This window comes from Sphingomonas adhaesiva (assembly GCF_036946305.1).
Classification (GTDB): domain Bacteria; phylum Pseudomonadota; class Alphaproteobacteria; order Sphingomonadales; family Sphingomonadaceae; genus Sphingomonas; species Sphingomonas adhaesiva_B.
This window is the reverse complement of record NZ_JAQIJJ010000010.1, coordinates 31,030-52,716: the sequence shown is the minus strand read 5'-3', so window position 1 is coordinate 52,716 and position 21,687 is coordinate 31,030. Positions and strand designations below refer to the sequence as shown.

Here is a 21,687-nt window from a genome sequence, read left to right as displayed (position 1 = left end):
CCTACATGCGACGGAACTTTTCGCAGCATCGCAGTACGGAGCACGCAGCCCCCCATGGCCGTTCAGTATACCTATGTCATGAAGGGTCTGACCAAGACCTTCCCGGGCGCGAACAAGCCCGTCCTCAACAACATCCACCTGCAATTCATCCCGGGCGCGAAGATCGCGATCATCGGCCCCAACGGCGCGGGCAAGTCCACGCTGATGAAGGTGATGGCGGGCATGGACACCGAATTCCAGGGCGAGGCCTGGGCCGCGGAGGGCGTGCGCGTCGGCTATCTGGCGCAGGAGCCGCAGCTCGATCCGTCGAAGGACGTGATGGGCAACGTCAAGGACGGCGTGCGCCCGATCGCGGATCTGGTCGACCGCTTCAACGCCATTTCCGCGGAGATGGGTGATCCGAAGGACGACACCGACTTCGACGCGCTGATGGAGGAGATGGGCGACCTTCAGGCGAAGATCGACGCGGTCGACGGCTGGACGCTCGACAACCAGCTGGAGGTCGCGATGGAGGCGCTGCGCTGCCCGCCGGGCGACGCGGACGTGACGAAGCTGTCGGGCGGCGAGCGGCGCCGCGTGGCGCTGTGCCGGCTGCTGCTGGAGAAGCCCGACATCCTGCTGCTCGACGAGCCGACCAACCATCTCGACGCCGAGAGCGTCGCGTGGCTGGAGAATTTCCTGAAGGAATATACCGGCAACGTCATCCTGGTCACCCACGACCGCTACTTCCTGGATAACGTCGTCAACTGGGTGCTGGAGCTGGATCGCGGGCGTTACTACACCTACGAGTCCAACTATTCCGGCTATCTGGAGAAGAAGGCCAAAAGGCTGGAGCAGGAGGAGCGCGAGGAAGCCGGCAAGCAGCGCGCGATCGCCGACGAGCTGGCGTGGATGCGCCAGACCCCCAAGGCGCGCCAGACCAAGAGCAAGGCGCGTATCCGCGCCTTCGACGAGCTGATGGCCAAGCAGGAGAATCGCGTTGCGGGCAAGGCGCAGATCCTGATCCAGCTACCCGAGCGGCTCGGCGGCAAGGTGATCGAGGCCAAGGGCCTGACCAAATCCTATGGCGACAAATTGCTGTTCGAGAACCTCGACTTCATGCTGCCCCCCGGTGGCATCGTCGGCGTGATCGGGCCGAACGGCGCGGGCAAGTCGACCTTGTTCAAGCTCATCACCGGGCAGGAGCAGCCCGATGCCGGGACGATCGAGGTCGGCTCGACGGTGAAGCTCGGCTATGTCGACCAGAGCCGCGACGACCTCGATCCCAACAAGAACGTGTGGCAGGAAATCTCCGACGAGCTGGAGGTCTTCCGCTTCGGCAAGCAGGAGCTGGGGACGCGCGCCTATGTCGGCGCGTTCAACTTCCGCGGTCCGGACCAGCAGAAGAAGGTCGGTCAGCTGTCGGGTGGCGAGCGCAACCGCGTCCACATGGCCAAGATGCTGAAGGAGGGCGGCAACGTCCTGCTGCTCGACGAGCCGACCAACGACCTCGACGTGGAGACGCTGCGCGCGCTCGAAGAGGCGCTGGAGACGTTCGCGGGCTGCGCGGTGGTTATCAGCCACGATCGCTTCTTCCTCGATCGCCTGTGCACCCATATCCTGGCGTTCGAGGGCGACAGCCATGTCGAATGGTTCGAGGGCAATTACGAAAGCTACGAGGAAGACAAGCGCCGCCGCATGGGCGACGCGGCGGATCGCCCGACGCGGCTGGCGTACAAGAAGCTGACGCGGTGAGGTGAGGGGGCGGGGCGACGTCCGGCCACCGCCCACTCCCCGTTCGCCCTGAGGAGCCGTTGAGCGACGTCGAAACGGCGTCTCGAAGGGTGCTTCGAGACGAGGCGTCGACAAGCTCGGCCTCTCCTCAGCACGAACGGGTTTTGGCTGCGTGGGGCCTAACCTTCCCCGCTCAACCTCGCGGCAGCAGCGCCCCCGTCTCTATCACAACGCCCTCGATTGTGGCGGCCATCACCGCATCACCGAAAGGCAGCTCCCGCCGTTCGGCATAGGCATCGCCCGCCGGCTGCCACATCTGGTGGATCACGCCCGCGCGCACATCGACCACCCAATATTCGGGCACGCCATGCATGGCATACAGACGCGCTTTCGTGCCGAGGTCAGTGCTCAGCGTCGCATCGGACACCTCGACGACCAATTGGGCCTTCTCGCCCGGTAACGGTCCGTCGCGATGGTCCAGCGCGATGACGAGATCGGGTTCCGGCATCGTATTGTCGGAGAGCCGGACGGACGGGGCGATCAGCAGCACGAGATCCGTATGCGATGCCATCGCCCGACCAATGCCCGACGCCAGCGCCCCCTGTACTCTGGCGTGCGGCGTATAGGCCGGGCTCATGATCCAGATGTCCCCCTCGATCAATTCGGTCCGTCGATCGCCGAACGAGCCGTCCGCGGCCAGCCGGAGATAGTCTTCGACCGTCAATCGGTATTTGCCGGGGCTAAGGCGTTCCTGCACCGTCATGGGGACAGACTATCATCAAATGAGCGAACGGCAATCCGCGCCTACTTCCGTTCCGCCGCACTCGCCTCGCGCACGCCGCGGAACTCGCTCCCCGCGCTCCATTTTGGCCACATCCCGACCTTCGCCAGTCGCGCCCCGATCGTGTGGAACAGCTCGACGTCCGCCGCCGCGCCCGTCAGGTTCCAGCGCGCGTCCCAGGTGTCGCAGGTCTTGTGATAGCAGGCCATGTAGTCGTCGAGCCACTTCTGCCCCGCCGCCCGACCCCCGGCGGCCAGGTCGCTCGCCCCGCCCAGCGCCATCAGCAGCAGCGACGGCACGCCGCGGCGCACGACCGAGAAATGATCGGCGCGATAGAACAGCCCGCGCTCGCTGAACGTCTCCGGCGTGATCGTCCGCCCCTGTGCGCGCGCGGCGTCGGTCAGCAGCGCGTCGAGCGACGACTGGCCCGCCCCCACCAGCACCACGTCCTTCGCCGGGCCGGCGGTCTGGAGGATGTCGAGCGTCAGGTTGGCGGCGGTCTTCGCCAGCGGCATCACCGGGTGCGTGGCATAATATTCGGAGCCGAGCAGCCCGCGCTCCTCGCCGGTCCACAGCGCGAAGACCAGCGAGCGGTCGGGCGCCGGCCCCGCCTTGAACAGCCGCGCCAGCTCGACCACGCCCGCGACGCCCAACGCATCGTCGTTGGCACCGGGGCGCAGCGTCCTGCCCGACGCGTCCGCCGGGCCTTCGCCATAGGCGTCCCAATGCGCCGCGAACATCACGCTCTCGTCCGCGCGCTTCGTGCCGGGGATCATCGCCAGCACGTTGGCGCTCTCGATCCGCTCCACCGACACCTTGGCGTCGGCGGAGAAGGCCATCTTCATCTCGACCGGGCGGAACGACGCCTGCCGCGCCGCGACGCGCAGCTTGGCCAAGTCCAGCCCTGCGCCTGCGAACAGTCGTTCGGCGGCGTCATGCTCGATCCAGCCCTGCAACGGCACGCGCGGATCGTCCGCGCCGCGCACGATGTCGTAATTCTCGCCGTTCGACGCATTGACCGTCGACCACGGATAGCCCGCGCCCCCCGTGTCATGGACGATCAGCGCGGCGGCGGCGCCGCGCCGGGCCGCCTCCTCGAACTTGTAGGTCCAGCGGCCGTAATAGGTCATGCGGCGCTCGCCGAACCGCCCCTTGGCGTCGTCGCCCGCCTGCGCCTCGAAATCGGGATCGTTGACCAGGAAGACGATCGTCTTGCCGCGGACGTCGATGCCCTTGAAATCGTCCCACTTCGCCTCGGGTGCGGACACGCCGTATCCGACGAAGACCATCGGCGACGCCGCGATCGACACCGCGGGCGCGGCGCGCACCGTCGTCACCGCGATCTCGCGCCCCTGCGTCAACACGGTGTCGCCGGCGCGCATCGTCGCGCCATCGGCGATGCGGGTGTGGACCAGCGGCACCTTCTGCACCCATTGCCCGTCCGGCCCGGCGGGGGAGAGGCCGAGCGCTTTGAACCGCGCCACCAGCCAGTCGAGCGTCTTTGTCTCGCTCGGGGTGCCCGGCGCGCGTCCGCCGAAATCGGGCGAGGCGAGCGTGCGGACATCCTGCGACAGCCGTGCGGGATCGGCCTTCTGCGCCATCACGGGGGTGGCGGCGATCACCGCGGGAAGAAGGCACAGGGCGCGCCGCATAGGTCCGGTTTCCTTATTCTTTCCACCGGACATAGACGTGGTTCTCGCGCCGGTCGACGTCGATCGAGGGGATCGCGTCGACCAGGTCGGACAATCGCTTGAAACCATAATTGCGCACGTCGAAGCTGGAGCGGTTGGCGGCGCGCTGCCCCAGTGCGGACAGGCCGACGAAGCCCTTGGCATCGGGCTTCAGCGACTCATAGGCGTCGTGGAGCAGGTGGAGCAGTTCGGGATCGTTCACCGTCCCCGCGGTGGTCGCGGCCGGGGCGGGCGCGGCGGCGCCGATCGCGGGCGGCACCGACTGGTCGAACGGCACGTCGACGCGGCGCGCGCGCTTCGGCTTGGTCGTCTCCAGCAGCGCGTTGACGTCGATGAAGCGGGTGCAGGCGTTGCGGAAGCCTGCGGGCGTGCTGGCATTGCCGAAGCCATAGACGTCCAGCCCGTCCTGCCGGATGCGGGTGGCCAGCGGCATGAAGTCGCTGTCCGACGACATGATCCCGAACGCATCGACGCGCCCGCGGTGGAGCAGGTCCATCGCGTCGATCGTCATCTTCATGTCGGTGGCGTTCTTGCCCTTGGTCAGGTCGAACTGCTGCTGCGGCTCGATCCCGTGCGCGACGGTCATCTCGCGCCAGCCCTTCAGCGCGTCCTTCGACCAATTGCCATAGACGCGGCGGATGTTGACGCTGCCGAACTCCGCGAGCGCGGTCAGCACCGGGTCGAGCGCGTGCCAGGAGGCGTTGTCCGCATCGATCAGCAGCGCGATGTTGCGGGTGGGCGTGTCGTCGGTGGCCATGCCGGATGCATTGTCCGGCACGGCCACCGCGTCAATCGCTCAACCGCCGGCATTCAACCGTTTGGCCCCGCCCGGTCGCTGCGATAGGATTGGCCCGCGTCGATCGCATCCTGCTTGGTCGGTCGCGTCGTGCCGTCGGGATCGTCGACCTGCTTCAGGTCCGCCTGCGACCCCAGGTCGCGCGCCAGCGCGCCGCCGCCGGTGGAGGGCACCGCCTCGCCGCCGGGGATCATGCCCTCAATCACGTCCTTGTCGTCGTGGTCGCGTGCCGAGGTCACGCGGGGATGTTCGTCCGCCATCGTCTTTCTCCTTTGGGATCAAAGCGATCGGCGGCGATGCCTGTTCCTCATCCGGTCGGATAGGTGATCGCGACAACCTCATATTCGCGCTCGCCGGCGGGCAGCGCGACGCGGCGCAGGTCGCCGACCGCCGCGCCGCGCAGCGCGCGCGCCAGCGGGGCGTTCCAGCCGACCCGCCCGGCGCCGGCCTCCGCCTCGTCGTCGCCGACCAGCGTCAGGACGCGCTCCTTGTCATCCTCGTCCGCGATCGTCACGGTGGCACCGAACCACACCCGCGCGCGATCCTGCTGTTGCGCGGGATCGACCACCTTCGCCGCCTTCATCCGCCGCGACAGCCAGCCGAGCCGCCGGTCGATCTCGCGCAGCCGCTTGCGGCCGTAGATGTAATCGCCGTTCTCCGACCGGTCGCCATTCCCCGCGGCCCAGGAAATCGTCTCCACCAGCGCCGGCCGCTCGGTGGCGAACAGCCTCTCATATTCGGCACGCAGCGCGGCATAGCCGGCGGGGGTGATGTGGTTGGGGCGGTCGGTCATTTCATTGGCGGTAGCGGAAGAGGATGGTCACGCGAAGCCGCGACGACGCGAGGATGGATGTTCGCGCAGAGACGCGGAGGCGCAGAGATGATGTGGACGCCGCGATAGCGGCTTTACCTGTTGCCGGCCCGGGATTTTCGGGCGCGCTGTCGCGCGCGAACCATCTCTGCGCCTCCGCGTCTCTGCGCGAACAACAATTCCTTGCTCACCCCGCGCGCGACCGCCCGAGATACCAGCTCAGGTTGTTCGGCCCGCGGCTCTTCGCGCGCGGCGGGTTCATCAGGTCATAGACGACGGCATTCTCCAGCACGCGCTGGACGTAGTTGCGCGTCTCGCCGAACGGGATCGCCTCGACCCAGTCGACCGCATCGACCCCGCCGGTGCGCGGGTCGCCGTTGGCGCGCAGCCACTTGTTCACATTGCCCGGTCCCGCATTGTACGCCGCGATCGCCAGCGGATAGCTGCCGTAGAGCGCGAAGATGCGCTGGAAGTAACTGGAGCCGAGCTGGATGTTATAGCCGGTGTCGCTCACCAACCGCGCCGGATCATAGGGCAGGCCCAGCTTCCCCGCCTGCTCGCGCGCGGTGCCGGGCATCAGCTGCATCAGCCCGCTGGCGCCCACCGGGCTGCGCGCGGCGCGGTCGAACTGGCTTTCCTGCCGCGCGACCGCATGGATCATCGTCCACTGATCCTCATACCCGCCGGGTACCGCGACCGTGGGAAAGCCGTTGCGGCTATATTCGGTCAGCCCGTTCTGCATCGCGCTGCGCCCCACCAGCACGCCCAGATCGGGGCGGGACAGCGACCGCGACAGCTCGTCCGCGAGATAATGGTCGGTGTCGCTGGTCGCGTCGCTCGCGATCTGGCGGACGAACGCGGTCTGGTCCTGATACAGCCCGCTGCCGCCCAGGAACTGTGCCGCGCGCACCGTCTCGCGCGCATAGAAGGCCTGACGTGCGGCGGGTGCGATCGCGGGCGCGGGTGGCGCCGGCGGGGCGGTGAGCGCGCGGCCGAGATGCTCGATCGCGAGCTGGCCGTAATATTGGTCACGATAGCCCGCGGTCCGCTCGAACAATGCGGTCGCGTCCGGCTGGCGCGCGGTTTCCGCGGCGCGCGCGGCCCAGTAGAAGCCCTTGGCGCGCGTCTGCGGCGACTGGCTGCCGCGGCCATAGCGTTCGAACATCGCGCGAGCGTCCGCGGGGCGGCCGATCTTCATCGCCGCCTGTCCCGCGAGCCAGGCGAGGCTGGTGTAATCGTCGCGCTCGCCATAGCTCTTGCGCGACACGTCGGTGCCGGCGGGATAGGCATCGTCGATCTGGCGCGCGATGTCATAGGCGGTCTGCCACTGGCCGTCCGCCGCCGCCGCGCGGGCGTTGGTCAGCAACACCTCGTAGAATTTCTCGACATTGCCCGGCAGCGTCATGCCGCTGCGCGTGCGCGCCAGCCACGACCGCGCGCTGTTCGAGGCGCCGTTGTTGCGCCACCACGTCGCCTTGTCCGCGATATAGCCGGGGTCGCGCGCGCCGGCCGCATCGCCGGTCGCGGCCAGCGTCGCGGCGGTGGCGGCATTGGTGCGGAAGGCGAGCCGCGCCTCGAACAGCGGTCGCGCGGTCGCGCTGGTCAGCGGCAGCAGCCGGGCCGCGCTGCCGGTCGCGCCCTGCCACAGCAGCGCGTCCATGCGGCGGTCGTGGTCGGCGGGCGACAGCGCGCCGGCGAACTGGTTCAGCACCGTCGCCTCGTCCTGCGCCGACAGGCTGCCCAGCCGCCACGCGGTGCGCGCCGCCGCATTCGCCTCGCCGGTCGCCCCCGTCGCGGCATAGGCGCGCGCGCACCCGACCCAGCCCGCCGCGGTCAGCGGGGCGAAGCGGCGGCAGAAGGCGATCGCGCTCGACGGGCTGACGTTGGGATCGCTCGCCAGCTTGCGCTCGACGATGCGGCGGATGCCCGCCTCGCCGGGCCAGCCGGGATGCTGCGCCAGGAACGTGGCATAGGTGTCGAACGGCAGCGCCTCGGTCTGCTGGATCGCCTTCCACGTCGCGATCGGCTGCGCCAGTCCCGGCAGCGCGGCGGGCGCGACGGCGGGTGGAGCAGGAGCGGGAGTGGGGGCGGGCGCATACTGGCCCAGCATCGTGGCGGCACCCGCCATGGCAACGAAAAGGATCAACGCACCTGCCTTCACTGTTCGACGGACACCATCGGTGGACAGACTAAAGATGTTAGCCGTATCTGCGCTGAACGACCGCCCCCTCTTTTCGGCTCCAGGAGCGACAGCACAACATGTTTTCCGGTTCGATCCCCGCTTTGGTGACCCCGTTCGATGCCGCGGGCGCGTTCGTCGAGAAAGCCTATCGCGACCTGATCGAATGGCAGATCGCGGAAGGATCGTCCGCTTTGGTGCCGTGCGGCACGACCGGGGAGGCGGCGACGCTGACCAAGGAGGAGCAGTTCGCGATCGTGCGCGTCTGCGTCGATCAGGCGCGCGGCCGCGTGCCGGTGATCGCAGGCGCGGGTTCCAACGACACGCGCGTCGCCGCGGCGAACCTGATCGCCGCGAAGGAGGCCGGCGCCGACGCCGCGCTGATGGTCCCGCCCTATTACAATCGCCCCTCGCAGGACGGCATCTACCAACATTTCGCCGCGCTGGCGCCCACGTCGCCGCTGCCGATCGTGCTCTACAACGTGCCCGGCCGCACCGTCACCGACATCCAGCCCGCGACCCTGGTGCGGATCGTTCAGGCCTTTCCGCAGGTGTTCGTCGCGGTGAAGGACGCCTCCGGCGTGCTCCAGCGCGTCTCGGAGCATCGTGTCGCGCTGGGCGACGGCTTCTGCCAGCTGTCGGGCAATGACGACATGGCGCTGGGCTACAACGCCACCGGCGGGGTGGGGTGCATCTCCGTCACCGCGAATGTCGCGCCGCGGCTGTGCGCCGACTTTCAGGCGGCCTGCGCGGCCGACGACTATGCGACGGCGCGCGACCTCAACGACCGCCTCTTCGCGCTCCATGTATCGCTGTTCACCGATGCCTCGCCCGGCCCCGTCAAGTACGCCATGACCAAGGTCCGCCCCGGCTTCCCCGAGGGCCTGCGCCTGCCGATGACCTGGCCGTCCGACGCCAGCCGTGCCGCGGTGGACGCGGGGCTGGCGGCGGCGGGGCGGTAGTCGCTTTCACGACCCCCGTTCGCCCTGAGGAGAGGCTGAGCTTGTCGAAGCCTCGTCTCGAAGGGTATGCGCAGGTGCTTCGAGACGGCGCTTCGACAAGCTCAGCGCCTCCTCAGCACGAACGGGCGTTTGCGGATGATCTCCCTTTGCCCCGCGCGCCCTCAGCCCCTACATCGCCCCCATGCCGCGTCCCAAGCCCGCCACGTTCGACAAGAAGAAGGTCGTCGCCGAGAACCGCCGCGCCCGGTTCGACTACGCCATCGACACCACCTACGAGGCCGGCATCGTCCTGACCGGGACCGAGGTGAAGTCCTTGCGCTTCGGCGAGGGCTCGATCGCGGAAAGCTATGCCGAGGTGTCGGGCGACGAGGTGTGGCTGGTCAATTCCAACATCCCGGAATTCAGCCACGGCAACCGCTTCAATCACGAACCCAAGCGGCCCCGTAAACTGCTGCTTCATGAGCGCGAGATAAACAAGCTGCACGGGGCGGTGGCGCGCGAGGGCATGACGCTGGTCCCGCTCACCGTCTATTTCAACGGGCAGGGACGCGCGAAGGTGGAGCTGGCATTGGCGAAGGGGCGCAAGGCGCACGACAAGCGCGAGCATATCAAGGAGCGCGACTGGAAGCGCGAGGCCGGTCGCGTCATGCGCGAGCACGGGTGAGGTGGCCTCGCGACCGATGACCGGATGGGAGCGGATGGCGGCGTGGAGCCGGCGCAACCTGCCGACGCGCGAATCGATGGAGAACAGCCGCCTGCTGCGCCCCGTCGCGCACCGCGTGCTGGCGCCGGAACTGTGGCGCTTCACCCGCCGCTCGGTGCCGCGCGGCGTCGCGCTGGGGATGGTCGCGGGCATCCTGTTCCCGGTCGCGCAGATCGCGATCGCGGCGCTGATCGCGCTGCCGTTCCGCGCCAACGTGCCGGTGGCGGCGCTGGTCACCTTCATCACCAATCCCTTCACCACGCCCTTCATCCTGTTCGCCGCCTATCAGAGCGGCGCGTGGCTGCTGCGCTCCAACGCGCCTGCGGTGGCGCAGCCGGTGGCGGAGGCGGCGACCGGGTGGCTGCAATGGCTGTGGGATGCCGGGCCGCCGCTGGTGGTCGGGCTGCTGGTCATCACCGCGGTCGCCTCGCTGCTGGGCTATGCCGCGGCGGCGCTGGGCTGGCGCCTGTGGATCGCGCGCAAGTGGCGCCACCGGCACGACAGGGGGTAGGATCTAGACCCTGGGTTGGGCCGCCGTTTCGACCACCTCCGTTCGTGCTGAGGAGAGGCTGAGCCTGTCGAAGCCTCGTCTCGAAGCATCAGCGCCCTTCGAGACGCCGTTTCGACAGGCTCAACGGCTCCTCAGGGCGAACGGCGGTGTTCGCAACTCCCGCCTAGCGCGCACCGAATCGGCGCTCTAAGAGACGGCATCCGGAGGGGGGCGGAACGCCACAGGATGCCGATTTCCATGCCGAAGTATTCGCGTAACGTCTTGATTGCCCTCTGCGCCGCCGGGGCGGCGGTGCCCGCCGCGCTGATCGCGCAAAACACCACGGAAACGCCCGTTGCCGACAAGCCCGCCTATGGCAGCTTCGGCTTCGACACCGCCGGGATGGACCGCAGCGTCAAGCCCGGCGACGATTTCTACGCCCATGCCAACGGCACCTGGGCGAAGAACACCGCGATCCCCGGCGACGAATCCTCCTATGGCGCGTTCAACACGTTGCAGGACCGCTCGCGCGAGCAGACCCGCGGGCTGCTGGAGGCGGCACCCGACACCACGATCGGGCGCGCCTATGCCACCTATCTCGACACCGCCGCGATCGAGCGCGCAGGGCTGACGCCGATCGCGCCATGGCTGGCGAAGGTGAAGGCGGTCGATAAGGCGGGCTATGCCACGCTGCTGGCGGAGGCCGATCGCAACGGCATCGACGTGCCCTTCGCGGTCTATGTCGGGCAGGACGACAAGGCGCCCGACACCTATGTCGTCAGCGTGCGGCAGGCCGGGCTGGGGATGCCCGACCGCGATTATTACCTCTCCGCCGATCCCAAGCTGGCGCAGGCGAAGGTCGCGTATCAGGCGCATCTCGCCAGGGTGCTGACGCTGGCGGGCGAACCGGATGCGGAAGCGCGCGCCGCCGCGATCCTGGCGTTCGAGACCGCGATCGCGCAGGTCCACTGGACCCGCATCGACAGCCGCGACGCCGACAAGCGCTATAACAAGATGACGCTGGCGCAACTGACCGCGGCCGCGCCCGGGTTCGACTTCGCCACCTATCTGCGCGCTAACCGCACGCCCGCCGACACGCTGATCGTGGCGCAGCCGAGCGCGGTCACCGGCATCGCCGCGCTGATCGCGCAAACGCCGGTCGCGGTGCTGCGCGACCAGTTGCTGGTGCGCAGCCTCGACGGGTTCGCCGCGGTGCTGCCGTCGGCGTTCGACAAGGAGCGGTTCGCCTTCTTCGACACCGTCCTGAACGGCACGCCCGAGCAGCAGGCACGGTGGAAGCGCGGCGTCGCCTTCACCTCCGCGGCGCTGTCGGACGAGGTCGCCAAGGTCTATGTCGCGCGCTACTTCCCGCCCGCGACCAAGGCGGCGGCGGACGAGATGGTGAGGAACATCATCGCCGCGATGAACCGTCGCATCGACAAGCTGGCGTGGATGGACGCGCCGACCAAGGTCAAGGCGCATGCGAAGCTCGCCGCCTTCGTGCCGCGCATCGGCTATCCGGAAAAGTGGCACGATTACAGCGCGCTGGAGATTCGCTCCGGCGATGCATTTGGCAATGCGCTGCGCGCCAACCAGTGGCGGCATGACGACATGGTGGCGAAGCTGGGGCAGCCGATCCGCCGCTGGGAATGGGGCATGACGCCCATGACCGTGAACGCCCAGGCCAATTTCGGGCTGGTCGCGATCACCTTCCCCGCCGCGATCCTGCAACCGCCGTTCTTCGATCCGAAGGCGGATGCGGCGGTCAATTATGGCGGGATCGGCGCGGTCATCGGGCATGAGATGAGCCACCATTTCGACGACCAGGGCGCGAAATACGATGCGCAGGCGCGGCTGGTGCAATGGTGGAGCGACGCCGACGTGGCGCGGTTCAAGGCGCTCAGCCAGAAGCTGGTGGCGCAATATGACGCCTATCAGCCGCTGCCCGGGATGCACGTGAAGGGCGCGCTGACGCTGGGCGAGAATTCGGCCGATCTGGCGGGGCTGGCGGCGGCGCACGACGCCTATCTCGCCTCGCTCAAGGGGGCCAGGCCGCGCGTGATCGACGGGTTCAGCGCCGACCAGCGCTTCTATCTCGGCTGGGCGCAGGTGTGGCGGCGCAATTATCGCGAGGCGAACCTGCGCCAGCGGCTGCTGACCGATCCGCACGCGCCGTCCGAACAGCGCAGCTGGATCGTGCGCAACATGGACCCGTGGTACGCCGCCTACCGTCCGGCACCGACCGACCGGCTGTACCTGGCGCCTGCGGCGCGGGTGAAGATCTGGTAGATGGCGTATCGCGCGATCGAGGGGGGCGACGCGCTCAGGACCGGGCGGCGGATCGCCTGGGCGGCGGGCGTGCTGGCGGCGCTGGCCGCGGGCGGACTGATCCTGTGGCTGGTCGGCGACATGGCGGTGGCGGCGGGGTTCGCCGCCGCCGCCATCCTGCTGGTCGCGGTCGCGATCGCGGTCATGGCGCTGCGCCCGGCGCCGGTGGTGGAGCCGACCGCGGAGCATGACTGGGCGCTGATCCGCGACCTGGCGGAGGCGAGCGCGGACGGTGTCGCGGTGACCGATCGCGGCGGCCGGCTGGTGTGCGCCAACGACCGCTATGAGCAGCTGTTCGGCGGCTTTCCCACCCCGCCGTCGATCCCGCTGGCGGGCGACGGCGCGAGCGAACTGGCGGTCGCGGGGCGTGCGGCATGGCGCGACGGGCGTGCCGAAGTCGCGCTGCGCGGCGCGGCGGGCGCGATCGAGGCGACGATCACCCGCGCCGGGCAGCAGCAGGACATGCTGGTGTGGCGCTTCGCCGGTGCGGCGGTGCCCGGCGGGCAGCCGGCACGGCTGGCGGAATCGCTGGAGGGGGCGCTCGGCGCGCAGCTCGGCGCGTCGGGCGTGATGGCGGCGCTGGTGACGGCGGAGGGCTATGTGCTCGCCGCCAATGCGGTGGCGAAGATCCGCGCGACCGGCAGCAACGACGGCGTGTTGCAGGGCGAGGATCTCGCGCGCTTCCTGGCGGAGGGGCAGGGTGGCACCGTCCGGCTGGTGGCGGAGGGCGATGCCGCCAATCCGCTGCGGCTGCTCCAGATCCCGCTGGGCGAGGATGCCGACGCGCCGATCCTGGTGGTGATGGTCGATGTCGACAGTTCGATGATGGGGCAGGGCGGCGATATCGAGGGGCTGCTGATGCTGATGCCCTTCGGCGTCGCGCTGGTCGATCGCGAGGGGCGGTTCGTGCAGATGAACCAGGCGTTCGCGCGCGCCGCGGGGGTCGAGCCGGGGCAGCTGCCGGTCTATCCCGGCGATCTGGTGGTGCGCGAGGACAAGGGCGTCGTCGCCGACGCGATCCGTCGCTTCGCCGGCGGCGCCGCGCGCTCGACCGATCTCGCGGTGCGGCTGAAGGATCATCCCGACGAGCCGGTGGCGCTGTCGATCGCGGCGGCGCGCGGGCTGGGCGAGGCGGCGGTGCTGCTGAGCCTGAAGGATAATAACGAGGAGAATCGCCTGAAGCGCGAGGTGGCGCAGGCCACCAAGATGCAGGCGGTCGGCCAGCTGGCGGGCGGCGTCGCGCACGATTTCAACAACATCCTGACCGCGATCATCGGCCATTGCGACCTGATGCTGATGCGTCATTCGCCCGGCGACAGCGACTACGACGACATCCAGCAGATCCGCGCCAATTCCAACCGCGCCGCCAGCCTGACGCGCCAGCTGCTCGCCTTCAGCCGTCAGCAGACACTGCGCCCGCAGGTGCTGCAATTGCCCGACGTCGTGTCCGAAGTGTCCAATCTGCTAAAGCGGCTGATGGGCGAGACGGTGACGATGGAGGTGAAGCACGGCCGCAACCTGGGCGCGGTGCGCGCCGATCCGGGGCAGCTCGAACAGGTGGTCGTCAATCTCGCCGTCAACGCGCGCGACGCGATGCTGAGCAAGGGGGCCAATGGAGGAACAGGGGGGGGCAAACTGACGATCCAGACCCGCTCGGTCCCGATCGCGGAGATCCGCCGCCGCGGCAGCGACATCATGCCGCTGGGCGATTATACCGCGCTGGAAATCTCCGACACCGGCACGGGCATCCCGCCCGACCTGCTCGGCAAGATCTTCGAGCCGTTCTTCACCACCAAGGAGGTCGGCAAGGGCACCGGGCTGGGGCTGTCGACCGTCTATGGCATCGTCAAACAGTCGGGCGGCTATATCTTCGCGGATTCGAAGCCGGGGCAGGGCGCGACCTTCACCATCTATTTGCCGGTCCATACCGCCAGCGCCGGCGAGGCGACCCCTGCGGCCAAGCCCTCCGCGCGCGCCAAGGCGGGCGGCGACCTGTGGGGCACCGGCACGATCCTGCTGGTGGAGGACGAGGATATGGTGCGCGCGGTCGCCGAACGCGCGCTGGCGCGGCAGGGCTATACCGTGCTGGCGGCGGAGAATGGCGAGGCGGCGCTGGAGCTGCTGGCCGGGGTCGACCGTCCGACGATCATCATCACCGACGTGATGATGCCGGTGATGGACGGGCCGACGCTGGCACGCGCGGTGCGGCGGATGTACCCCAACATCCCGATCCTGTTCATGTCGGGCTATGCCGAGGAGCAGCTGCGCCGCTCGATCGACCTCGACAATGTCGCCTTCCTGCCCAAGCCGTTCTCCGTCCAGCAGCTGGCGGAGGCGACGCGCGACATCCTGTCGACCCAGGGTGGGGTGGCGGGCGCGGGCGCGGGCGCGGGGGCCGCGTGAGGCGGTTGCACCGCGGCGCAACCGCGCTATGGCTTGATGCATGACGATGCGCGTATTGCTGGTCGAAGACGAACCCCTCATCGCGATGATGCTGGAGGATTTCCTGGAGGCGCTGGACAAGGCGCATGCCGGCACCGCGGAGTCGGTCGGCGCGGCACTGTCGATCGTGGAGAAGGGCGAGTTCGACGCCGCGATCCTCGACGTCAACCTGCGCGGCGGGGAGAAGAGCTTTCCGATCGCGGACGCGCTGGCGGCGCGCGACATCCCGTTCGTCTTCGCGACCGGCGGCGGCGGCGAGGAGATCGCCCCCGAACACCGCGACCGCCCGCGGCTGGCGAAACCGTTCACGATGGACGGCGTGGAGAAGGCGCTGGCGGCGCTGGGCTGAGAAAGCCGGTCACCCTCACCCCTCCGGCGCCCGGCGTAGCCGGGTGGGAAGGGTGAGGGCGATTTCAAACGCTAATATCCTTGCGTCCACCCCGCTTCCCGCGACATAGGCGTGCGCGCCATGACCAACACCTTCGACAAGTCCCGCCTGCCCAGCCGCCATGTGTCGGTGGGTCCCGAGCGCGCGCCGCACCGCAGCTATTATTATGCGATGGGCCTGACCGAGGAGGAGATCGCGCGCCCGTTCGTGGCGCTTGCCTCCGCCGGCAACGACAGCGCGCCATGCAACACCACGCTCGACGCGCAGGCCGATGCCGCGCGCCGCGGGGTGGAGCAGGGCGGCGGCATGCCGCGCCGCTTCAACACGATCACCGTCACCGACGGCATCGCGATGGGGCATCAGGGGATGAAATCCTCGCTGGTCAGCCGCGAGGTGATCGCCGACTCGGTCGAACTCTCCGTCCGCGGCCATTGCTACGACGCGCTCGTCGGCTTCGCGGGCTGCGACAAGTCGCTGCCGGGCATGATGATGGCGATGCTGCGGCTCAACGTGCCGTCGATCTTCGTCTATGGCGGCTCGATCCTGCCCGGCCGGTTCCAGGACCGCGACGTCACCGTCGTCGACGTGTTCGAGGTGGTCGGCAAGTACGCCGCCGGCGCCTGCCCGATCAGCGAGGTCCACGCGCTGGAGAAGGTCGCGTGCCCCGGCCATGGCGCGTGCGGCGGGCAATATACCGCCAACACCATGGCCTGCGTCGGCGAGGCGATCGGGCTGTCGCTGCCCAACAGCAACATGGTCCCCGCCCCCTATACCTCGCGCGAGCAGATCGCGGTCGCCGCGGGCGCGCAGGTGATGGAGCTGCTGGCGCAGAACATCCGCCCGCGCGACATCTGCACCCGCGACGCGTTCGAGAATGCGGCGCGCATCGTTGCCGCGACCGGCGGCTCGACCAACGGCGCGCTCCATCTGCCCGCGATGGCGCATGAGGCGGGGATCGCGTTCGACCTGTTCGACGTGGCCGAGATCTTCAGGACCACGCCCTACATCGCCGACCTGAAGCCGGGCGGCAAGTATGTCGCCAAGGACATGTACGAGGCCGGCGGCGTCTATATGCTGATGAAGACCTTGCTGGCGGAAGGGTTGCTGCACGGCGACTGCCTCACCGTCACCGGCAAGACGCTGGCCGAGAACATCGACCAGGTGACGTGGAACCCCGACCAGAAGGTGATCTACGACGCGAAGGCGCCGATCACGCCGACCGGCGGCGTCGTCGGGCTGCGCGGCACGCTGGCGCCCGACGGCGCGATCGTGAAGGTGGCGGGCATGGCGCGGCTCCAGTTCGAGGGGCCGGCGCGCTGCTTCGACTGCGAGGAAGACGCCTTCGCCGCGGTCGAGGCGCGCTCGATCCGCGAGGGCGAGGTGGTCGTGATCCGTTACGAAGGGCCGAAGGGCGGGCCGGGGATGCGCGAGATGCTGTCCACCACCGCCGCGCTCTATGGGCTGGGCATGGGCGAGAAGGTCGCGCTCCTGACCGACGGGCGCTTCTCGGGTGCGACGCGCGGCTTCTGCATCGGCCATGTCGGGCCGGAGGCGGCGGACGCCGGCCCGATCGCTTTGGTCGAGGACGGCGACACGATCCGTATCGATGCCGAGGCCGGCACGATCGACCTGCTGGTGGACGAGGCCGTGCTGGCGGAGCGGCGCGCGCGCTGGACCGCGCGGCAGAACGATTATGGCGCGGGGGCCTTGTGGCGCTATGCGCAGAATGTCGGTCCGGCGTATCAGGGGGCGGTCACCCACCCCGGCGCGGCAGCGGAGCGGCATGTTTACGCGGATATTTAAGGCGCACACCGTCATTGCGAGCGTCGCGATGACGTTGACGATGCTCGTCGCCTGTCAGGAAAAGACCACCGACACCCAGGTGCTGGCCAAGGTCGAGGCGGCGCAGAACGACGCCGCGGCGGAGGACGGCCGCATCAAATGCGCGCTCGCCGGATCGGATGCGTTTCAGCGCGTCTGCACGATCGATCGCGAAACCGGCGACCGCGGGCTGATCCTGACCGTCCACCACCCTGACGGCGGGTTCCGCCGCCTGCTGGTGACGAAGGACGGTCGCGGCGTGGTCGCGGCGGACGGCGCGGAGCCGGCCCGGGTGGCGATCGTCGACGTGAACGAAATCGAGGTGGCGCTGGGCAACGACACCTATCGCCTGCCCGCAATGGTGAAGAAATGATCCCGATCTTCCATCAGCCGATCTTGACCGCGGCGGAGATGCGCGCCGCGGAAGACGCCAGCGGTGAGACGCCCGAGGCGCTGATGGCGCGTGCCGGCGTCGCGGTCGCGCACGCGGTCGACCGGCTGGCCGCGAACCATGCGGTGCTGATCCTCTGCGGCCCCGGCAACAACGGCGGCGACGGCTATGTCGCGGCCGCCCGGCTCGCGGCGATGGGGCGGCAGGTTCGCGTCGCCGCGGCCGGCGAGCCGCGCGCCCCCGCCGCCATCGCCGCGCGCGCGCGCTGGGCCGGCGCGGTCGAGCCGCTCGTCACCGCCGCACCCGCGCCGGTGGTGGTCGATGCGCTCTACGGCACCGGCCTGTCGCGACCGCTGGCGCAGGACGAGGTGGCCGCCCTCATCCGTCTGACCAACGCGGCGGTGCTGTCGATCGCGGTCGACCTGCCGAGCGGGGTGGCGAGCGACGACGGTCGCCTGTTGGGCGGGGTGCCCGCAATCGACGTGACGCTGGCGCTGGGCGCGGTGAAGCCCTCGCATCTGCTGCAACCCGCCGCCGCGCGGTGCGGCGCGGTGCGGCTGCTGGAACTGGATATTCCGATCGCGTCGAACGCCAGCGTGAACGGACCGGAGGTGCTGGCCCCGCCGCGCCCCGACGCGCACAAATTCACCCGCGGCATGGTCGCGGTGGTGAAGGGCCGGATGGCGGGTGCCGCGCATCTGGCCGCCATCGCGGCGATGCACGCCGGCGCCGGCTATGTCGCGCTGCTCGGCGCCACCATGCCCGGCGTGCCGCACGCATTGGTGCGGCGTCCGCTCGACGACGAGGCATTGTCCGACCCGCGCATCGGCGCGCTGGTGATCGGCCCGGGGCTGGGCCGCGACGACGACATGCGTGGCCTTCTCCACCGCGCGCTCGCGACCGATAGCGCGCTGGTGATCGATGGCGACGCCCTCCACCTCGTCACGCCGGAGCAACTGAAGGCCCGCGGGGGCACGATGATCCTGACCCCCCATGCGGGCGAGTTCGCCGCGCTGTTCGGCACGCCCGTGGCCTCGAAGATCGACGCGGCCCGCGCGGCGGCGGCGCGCAGCGGCGCGACCGTCGTTTTCAAGGGCGCGGACACGGTCATCGCCGGTCCCGACGGCCGCGTCGTCGTCGCCGGGGAGGCGAGCGGCTGGCTCTCGACCGCGGGCACCGGCGACGTGCTGGCGGGCGCGATCGCGGCGATGCTGTCGGGCGGCGTCTCGCCGGTCGATGCCGCCGCGATGGGCGTATGGATGCATGGCGCGGCGGCGCGGCGGCTGGATACCGCCTTCGTCGCCGACGATCTCGCGCACGCGCTCTCCGACGTCAGGGCCGCGCGATGAGCGTGGTCGTGCGGGTCGCCGGTCGCGGCGACGGCGTCACCGAAGACGGGCGACATGTCGCCTTCGCCGCGCCGGGCGATACGATCGCCGCGGACGGCAGCATCGTCCCCGGGCCGCATCACGCCACCCCCGCCGTGCCGCCATTTCCCGGCGTGCGGCGGGTGCCAGTTGCAGCATCTCGACGACGACAGCTGGTCCGCCTTCATCATCGATCGCATCGGCGCCGCGCTCGCGGCGCAGGGCGTCGCGGCGCCGATCCGCGCGCCGTTGCTGTCGCCGCCGCGCACCCGGCGCCGGGCGACGCTGCACTTCGATCCCGCTGGCAAGCTCGGCTTCGCGGCGGAGAAGAGCCATCAGCTGATCGACCTCCACGAATGCCATGTGCTGGCGCCCGAGCTGTTCGCGCTGGTGAAGCCGCTCAAGCGCCTGTTGACCGGGTTCAAGGCGCGGCGCCGGCTCGACGTGCATCTGGCGCTGGCGGATCAGGGCGCCGACGTGCTGGTCACCGGCATCGCGCCCGATGGCCTCGCCGCGCACGAGGCGATCACCGCCTTCGCGCAGGCGCATGGCGTCGCGCGCGTCGCCTTCGACGACGGCATGACGCCGGAGACGCGCTGGGAACCCGATCCGGTCACGATCACGCTGGGCGGCGTCCCGGTCCCGCTCCCCCACGGCGCCTTCCTCCAGGCGACACGCGAGGGCGAGGCGGCGCTGGTCGCCGCGGTGCGCGAGGCGGTGACGGGCGCGGGGGTCGTCGCCGACCTGTTCGCCGGCCTCGGCACCTTCGCGCTGGCGCTGCCCGGCCGCGTCTATGCCGCGGAGGGCGCACGCGATGCGATCATGGCGCTCAAGGCCGCGGCAGGCCGCGCGCAACGCCCGGTCTTCACCGAACACCGCGACCTGTTCCGCCGCCCCCTGACCACCGCGGAGCTGGATCGCTTCGGCGCGATCGTGATCGATCCGCCGCGTGCCGGCGCGCGCGAGCAGGCGGTGCAGATGGCCGCCTCGACGGCGCCCGTCATCGCCTATGTCTCATGCAATCCCAGCAGCTTCGCACGCGATGCGAAGATGTTGTGCGAGGGCGGCTACCGCCTCGACTGGGTGCAGCCGGTCGGGCAGTTCCGCTGGTCCACGCATGTCGAGCTGGCGTCCCGCTTCAGTAGGTAGCGTTCACGAAGAACAGCCCGTCGGGCGGCGCATTCAGCCCCAGCCGCGCGCGATCCGCCGCGGCCAGCGCGTCGCCCAGATCGTCCGCCGACCACCGTCCCATGCCGACCAATGTGAGGCACCCGACCATCGAGCGCACCTGATGGTGCAGGAACGATCGCGCCGCCACGCGCACGGTGACGCGATCGTCCGCGCGCGTCACCGCCATCCGGTCGATCGACTTGACCGGACTGGCCGACTGGCAATGCGCTGAGCGGAAGGTGGTGAAATCGTGCCGCCCGACCAGCCGCTGCGCCGCGTCGTGCATCGCGTCGGCGTCCAGCGGCTGCGGCACCTGCCACGCCAGCCCCTTCTCGAACGTCAGCGGCGCGCGGCGGTTGGCGATGCGATATTCATAGGATCGCCCGACGCAGCTGAACCGCGCGTGCCAGTCGTCGGGCACCGCCTCGCACGCCAGGATCGCGACCGGCGCCGGACGCAGGCGGGCGTTCAGCGCCTCCATCAGCCGGAACGCCTCGATCGGCTTGGCCACCTCGACATGCGCGCGCATCCCCAGCGCATGGACGCCCGCATCGGTGCGCCCGGCGGCGTGGCAGGTGGTCGCCTCGCCGGTGATCGTCGTCACCGATTCCTCGATCGCCTGCTGCACGCTGGGGCCGTGTGCCTGCCGCTGCCACCCCATGAACGGGCGGCCGTCATATTCCACCGTCAGCGCGAAGCGCGTCACAGGATCGTGCCGGGCGCGACCGGAAAGCCGCGCAGCAGCTCGGCCGCCGTCATCGCCCCGCGCCCGGCGCGCTGGACCGATGTCGGGCGCAGCGCACCGCCGCCCGCGCACGCGATCGTCAGCCGGTCGTCCAGCACCTCGCCCGCCGCGCCGCTGCCCTCGACCACGTCGGCGGCGTGGACGCGGATGCGCTCGCCCGCGATCTCGACATAGGCGCCGGGCGCGGGGTTGAACGCGCGCACCGCGCGCTCCGCGTCCTGCGCGGTGCCGTCGAAGCGCAGCCGCGCCTCCGCCTTGTCGATCTTCGCGGCATAGGTAATGCCATCGTCCGGCTGCGCAACGGGTGGGTAACGCCCCACATCCGCCAGCACTTCCGCCAACATCCGCGCCCCCATCTCGGCGAGTTCCACCGTCAGCTCGCCCGCGGTCCTGCGCCCGATCGGGGTGCGGCGTTCCAGCCTAACCGGCCCGGTATCCAGACCCCGCTCCATCTGCATGATCCCGACGCCCGTCTCCGCATCCCCCGCCAAAATCGCCCGCTGGATCGGCGCCGCCCCCCGCCACCGCGGCAACAAGGAGCCATGGACGTTGATACACCCCAGCCGCGGCGCATCCAGCACCGGCTGCGGCAGGATCAGGCCATAGGCGGCAACAACGGCAACATCGGCGTCGAGCGCGGCGAACGCCTCCTTCGCGCCCTCCTCCCGGAACGACACCGGCGAACGCACCGGAATGCCAAGGCTTTCCGCGCGCCGCTGCACCGGCGAGGGCACCAGTTCGCGCCCGCGCCGCCCGCCCGGCCGCGGCGGCTGGGTATAGGCGGCGACCACCTCGTGCCCCGCGCCCACCAGCGCGTCCAGCGTCGGCGCCGCGAAGTCGGGGGTTCCCATGAAGATGATCCGCATCGCGCACGCTTCGACGCTGGCGGGGCGCGGCGCAACCCCCTAT

Annotated in this window: 18 protein-coding genes and 1 pseudogene; 11 read left to right on the top strand and 8 right to left on the bottom strand. The window is 69.9% G+C overall.

Annotation, left to right across the window (positions count from 1 at the left end):
- The first annotated feature begins 54 nt into the window (after window positions 1-54).
- Window positions 55-1,734, top strand: coding sequence for an energy-dependent translational throttle protein EttA (gene ettA / locus PGN14_RS15570; protein ID WP_335300496.1), 1,680 nt, complete (start codon window positions 55-57; stop codon window positions 1,732-1,734).
- Window positions 1,735-1,906: 172 nt separating this feature from the next.
- Here ettA and PGN14_RS15565 read toward each other — a convergent pair whose 3' ends face one another.
- From PGN14_RS15565 to PGN14_RS15540, 6 genes are all read right to left on the bottom strand, one after another.
- The gene (locus tag PGN14_RS15565; protein ID WP_335300495.1) at window positions 1,907-2,476 is read right to left on the bottom strand and encodes a Uma2 family endonuclease; all 570 of its coding nucleotides are present in this window, start codon (window positions 2,474-2,476) and stop codon (window positions 1,907-1,909) included.
- Window positions 2,477-2,517: 41 nt separating this feature from the next.
- Window positions 2,518-4,146 (bottom strand): M28 family peptidase, encoded by a 1,629-nt coding sequence (locus PGN14_RS15560; protein ID WP_335300494.1) that lies wholly within the window; start codon window positions 4,144-4,146, stop codon window positions 2,518-2,520.
- A gap of 13 nt (window positions 4,147-4,159) precedes the next feature.
- Window positions 4,160-4,942 carry an NYN domain-containing protein gene (locus PGN14_RS15555; RefSeq protein ID WP_335300493.1) on the bottom strand — a complete coding sequence of 261 codons (783 nt, stop codon included), beginning with the start codon at window positions 4,940-4,942 and terminating at the stop codon, window positions 4,160-4,162.
- Window positions 4,943-4,995: 53 nt separating this feature from the next.
- On the bottom strand, window positions 4,996-5,241 hold the full coding sequence (locus PGN14_RS15550; RefSeq protein WP_335300492.1) for a hypothetical protein: 246 nt from the start codon (window positions 5,239-5,241) through the stop codon (window positions 4,996-4,998).
- A gap of 47 nt (window positions 5,242-5,288) precedes the next feature.
- On the bottom strand, window positions 5,289-5,774 hold the full coding sequence (gene greB, locus PGN14_RS15545) for a transcription elongation factor GreB (protein ID WP_335300491.1): 486 nt from the start codon (window positions 5,772-5,774) through the stop codon (window positions 5,289-5,291).
- Window positions 5,775-5,979: 205 nt separating this feature from the next.
- A complete protein-coding gene (locus PGN14_RS15540) occupies window positions 5,980-7,902 on the bottom strand; it encodes a lytic transglycosylase domain-containing protein (RefSeq protein ID WP_443019541.1) in 1,923 nt (640 codons plus the stop codon).
- A gap of 149 nt (window positions 7,903-8,051) precedes the next feature.
- Here PGN14_RS15540 and dapA point away from each other — a divergent pair, with 149 nt between their 5' ends.
- From dapA to PGN14_RS15490, 10 genes and pseudogenes are all read left to right on the top strand, one after another.
- Window positions 8,052-8,933, top strand: coding sequence for a 4-hydroxy-tetrahydrodipicolinate synthase (dapA, locus tag PGN14_RS15535; protein ID WP_335300490.1), 882 nt, complete (start codon window positions 8,052-8,054; stop codon window positions 8,931-8,933).
- Between the two features lie 181 nt (window positions 8,934-9,114).
- Window positions 9,115-9,597: an SsrA-binding protein SmpB gene (smpB, locus tag PGN14_RS15530; RefSeq protein ID WP_335300489.1), complete on the top strand. Its 483-nt coding sequence runs from the start codon at window positions 9,115-9,117 to the stop codon at window positions 9,595-9,597.
- Window position 9,598: 1 nt separating this feature from the next.
- On the top strand, window positions 9,599-10,147 hold the full coding sequence (locus PGN14_RS15525; protein ID WP_443019537.1) for a DUF2062 domain-containing protein: 549 nt from the start codon (window positions 9,599-9,601) through the stop codon (window positions 10,145-10,147).
- A gap of 237 nt (window positions 10,148-10,384) precedes the next feature.
- Window positions 10,385-12,415: a M13 family metallopeptidase gene (locus PGN14_RS15520; protein ID WP_335300488.1), complete on the top strand. Its 2,031-nt coding sequence runs from the start codon at window positions 10,385-10,387 to the stop codon at window positions 12,413-12,415.
- Window positions 12,416-14,857 (top strand): ATP-binding protein, encoded by a 2,442-nt coding sequence (locus PGN14_RS15515; protein ID WP_335300487.1) that lies wholly within the window; start codon window positions 12,416-12,418, stop codon window positions 14,855-14,857. It abuts the gene before it with no gap.
- A 40-nt stretch (window positions 14,858-14,897) separates the two neighbouring features.
- Complete coding sequence (locus PGN14_RS15510) at window positions 14,898-15,245, top strand: response regulator (RefSeq protein ID WP_335300486.1); 348 nt, start codon at window positions 14,898-14,900, stop codon at window positions 15,243-15,245.
- Window positions 15,246-15,365: 120 nt separating this feature from the next.
- Window positions 15,366-17,087, top strand: coding sequence for a dihydroxy-acid dehydratase (ilvD, locus tag PGN14_RS15505; protein ID WP_335300485.1), 1,722 nt, complete (start codon window positions 15,366-15,368; stop codon window positions 17,085-17,087).
- A gap of 28 nt (window positions 17,088-17,115) precedes the next feature.
- Entirely contained in the window at window positions 17,116-17,478 is a 363-nt protein-coding gene (locus PGN14_RS15500; RefSeq protein WP_335300484.1) for a hypothetical protein, read from the top strand.
- Window positions 17,475-18,845, top strand: a complete 1,371-nt coding sequence (locus PGN14_RS15495; RefSeq protein ID WP_335300483.1) for an NAD(P)H-hydrate dehydratase — start codon at window positions 17,475-17,477, stop codon at window positions 18,843-18,845. Before PGN14_RS15500 ends, PGN14_RS15495 begins: the two co-directional genes overlap by 4 nt.
- Window positions 18,842-20,012 (top strand): annotated as a pseudogene (locus tag PGN14_RS15490) (class I SAM-dependent RNA methyltransferase). Before PGN14_RS15495 ends, PGN14_RS15490 begins: the two are co-directional and overlap by 4 nt.
- Here the strand turns inward: PGN14_RS15490 and truA are convergent.
- Window positions 20,002-20,739: a tRNA pseudouridine(38-40) synthase TruA gene (truA, locus tag PGN14_RS15485; protein WP_335300482.1), complete on the bottom strand. Its 738-nt coding sequence runs from the start codon at window positions 20,737-20,739 to the stop codon at window positions 20,002-20,004. The pseudogene PGN14_RS15490 and the gene truA sit on opposite strands and share 11 nt — an antisense overlap.
- Complete coding sequence (fmt, locus tag PGN14_RS15480) at window positions 20,736-21,644, bottom strand: methionyl-tRNA formyltransferase (RefSeq protein ID WP_335300481.1); 909 nt, start codon at window positions 21,642-21,644, stop codon at window positions 20,736-20,738. Before fmt ends, truA begins: the two co-directional genes overlap by 4 nt.
- Between the last annotated feature and the right edge of the window lie 43 nt (window positions 21,645-21,687).

Coding starts and splice junctions, on each gene's coding strand:
- ettA (WP_335300496.1), top strand. CDS start 55: ATGGCCGTTCAGTATACCTATGTCATGAAGGGTCTGACCAAGACCTTC.
- PGN14_RS15565 (WP_335300495.1), bottom strand. CDS start 2,476: ATGACGGTGCAGGAACGCCTTAGCCCCGGCAAATACCGATTGACGGTC.
- PGN14_RS15560 (WP_335300494.1), bottom strand. CDS start 4,146: ATGCGGCGCGCCCTGTGCCTTCTTCCCGCGGTGATCGCCGCCACCCCC.
- PGN14_RS15555 (WP_335300493.1), bottom strand. CDS start 4,942: ATGGCCACCGACGACACGCCCACCCGCAACATCGCGCTGCTGATCGAT.
- PGN14_RS15550 (WP_335300492.1), bottom strand. CDS start 5,241: ATGGCGGACGAACATCCCCGCGTGACCTCGGCACGCGACCACGACGAC.
- greB (WP_335300491.1), bottom strand. CDS start 5,774: ATGACCGACCGCCCCAACCACATCACCCCCGCCGGCTATGCCGCGCTG.
- PGN14_RS15540 (WP_443019541.1), bottom strand. CDS start 7,902: ATGCTGGGCCAGTATGCGCCCGCCCCCACTCCCGCTCCTGCTCCACCC.
- dapA (WP_335300490.1), top strand. CDS start 8,052: ATGTTTTCCGGTTCGATCCCCGCTTTGGTGACCCCGTTCGATGCCGCG.
- smpB (WP_335300489.1), top strand. CDS start 9,115: ATGCCGCGTCCCAAGCCCGCCACGTTCGACAAGAAGAAGGTCGTCGCC.
- PGN14_RS15520 (WP_335300488.1), top strand. CDS start 10,385: ATGCCGAAGTATTCGCGTAACGTCTTGATTGCCCTCTGCGCCGCCGGG.
- PGN14_RS15515 (WP_335300487.1), top strand. CDS start 12,416: ATGGCGTATCGCGCGATCGAGGGGGGCGACGCGCTCAGGACCGGGCGG.
- PGN14_RS15510 (WP_335300486.1), top strand. CDS start 14,898: ATGACGATGCGCGTATTGCTGGTCGAAGACGAACCCCTCATCGCGATG.
- ilvD (WP_335300485.1), top strand. CDS start 15,366: ATGACCAACACCTTCGACAAGTCCCGCCTGCCCAGCCGCCATGTGTCG.
- PGN14_RS15500 (WP_335300484.1), top strand. CDS start 17,116: ATGACGTTGACGATGCTCGTCGCCTGTCAGGAAAAGACCACCGACACC.
- PGN14_RS15495 (WP_335300483.1), top strand. CDS start 17,475: ATGATCCCGATCTTCCATCAGCCGATCTTGACCGCGGCGGAGATGCGC.
- fmt (WP_335300481.1), bottom strand. CDS start 21,644: ATGCGGATCATCTTCATGGGAACCCCCGACTTCGCGGCGCCGACGCTG.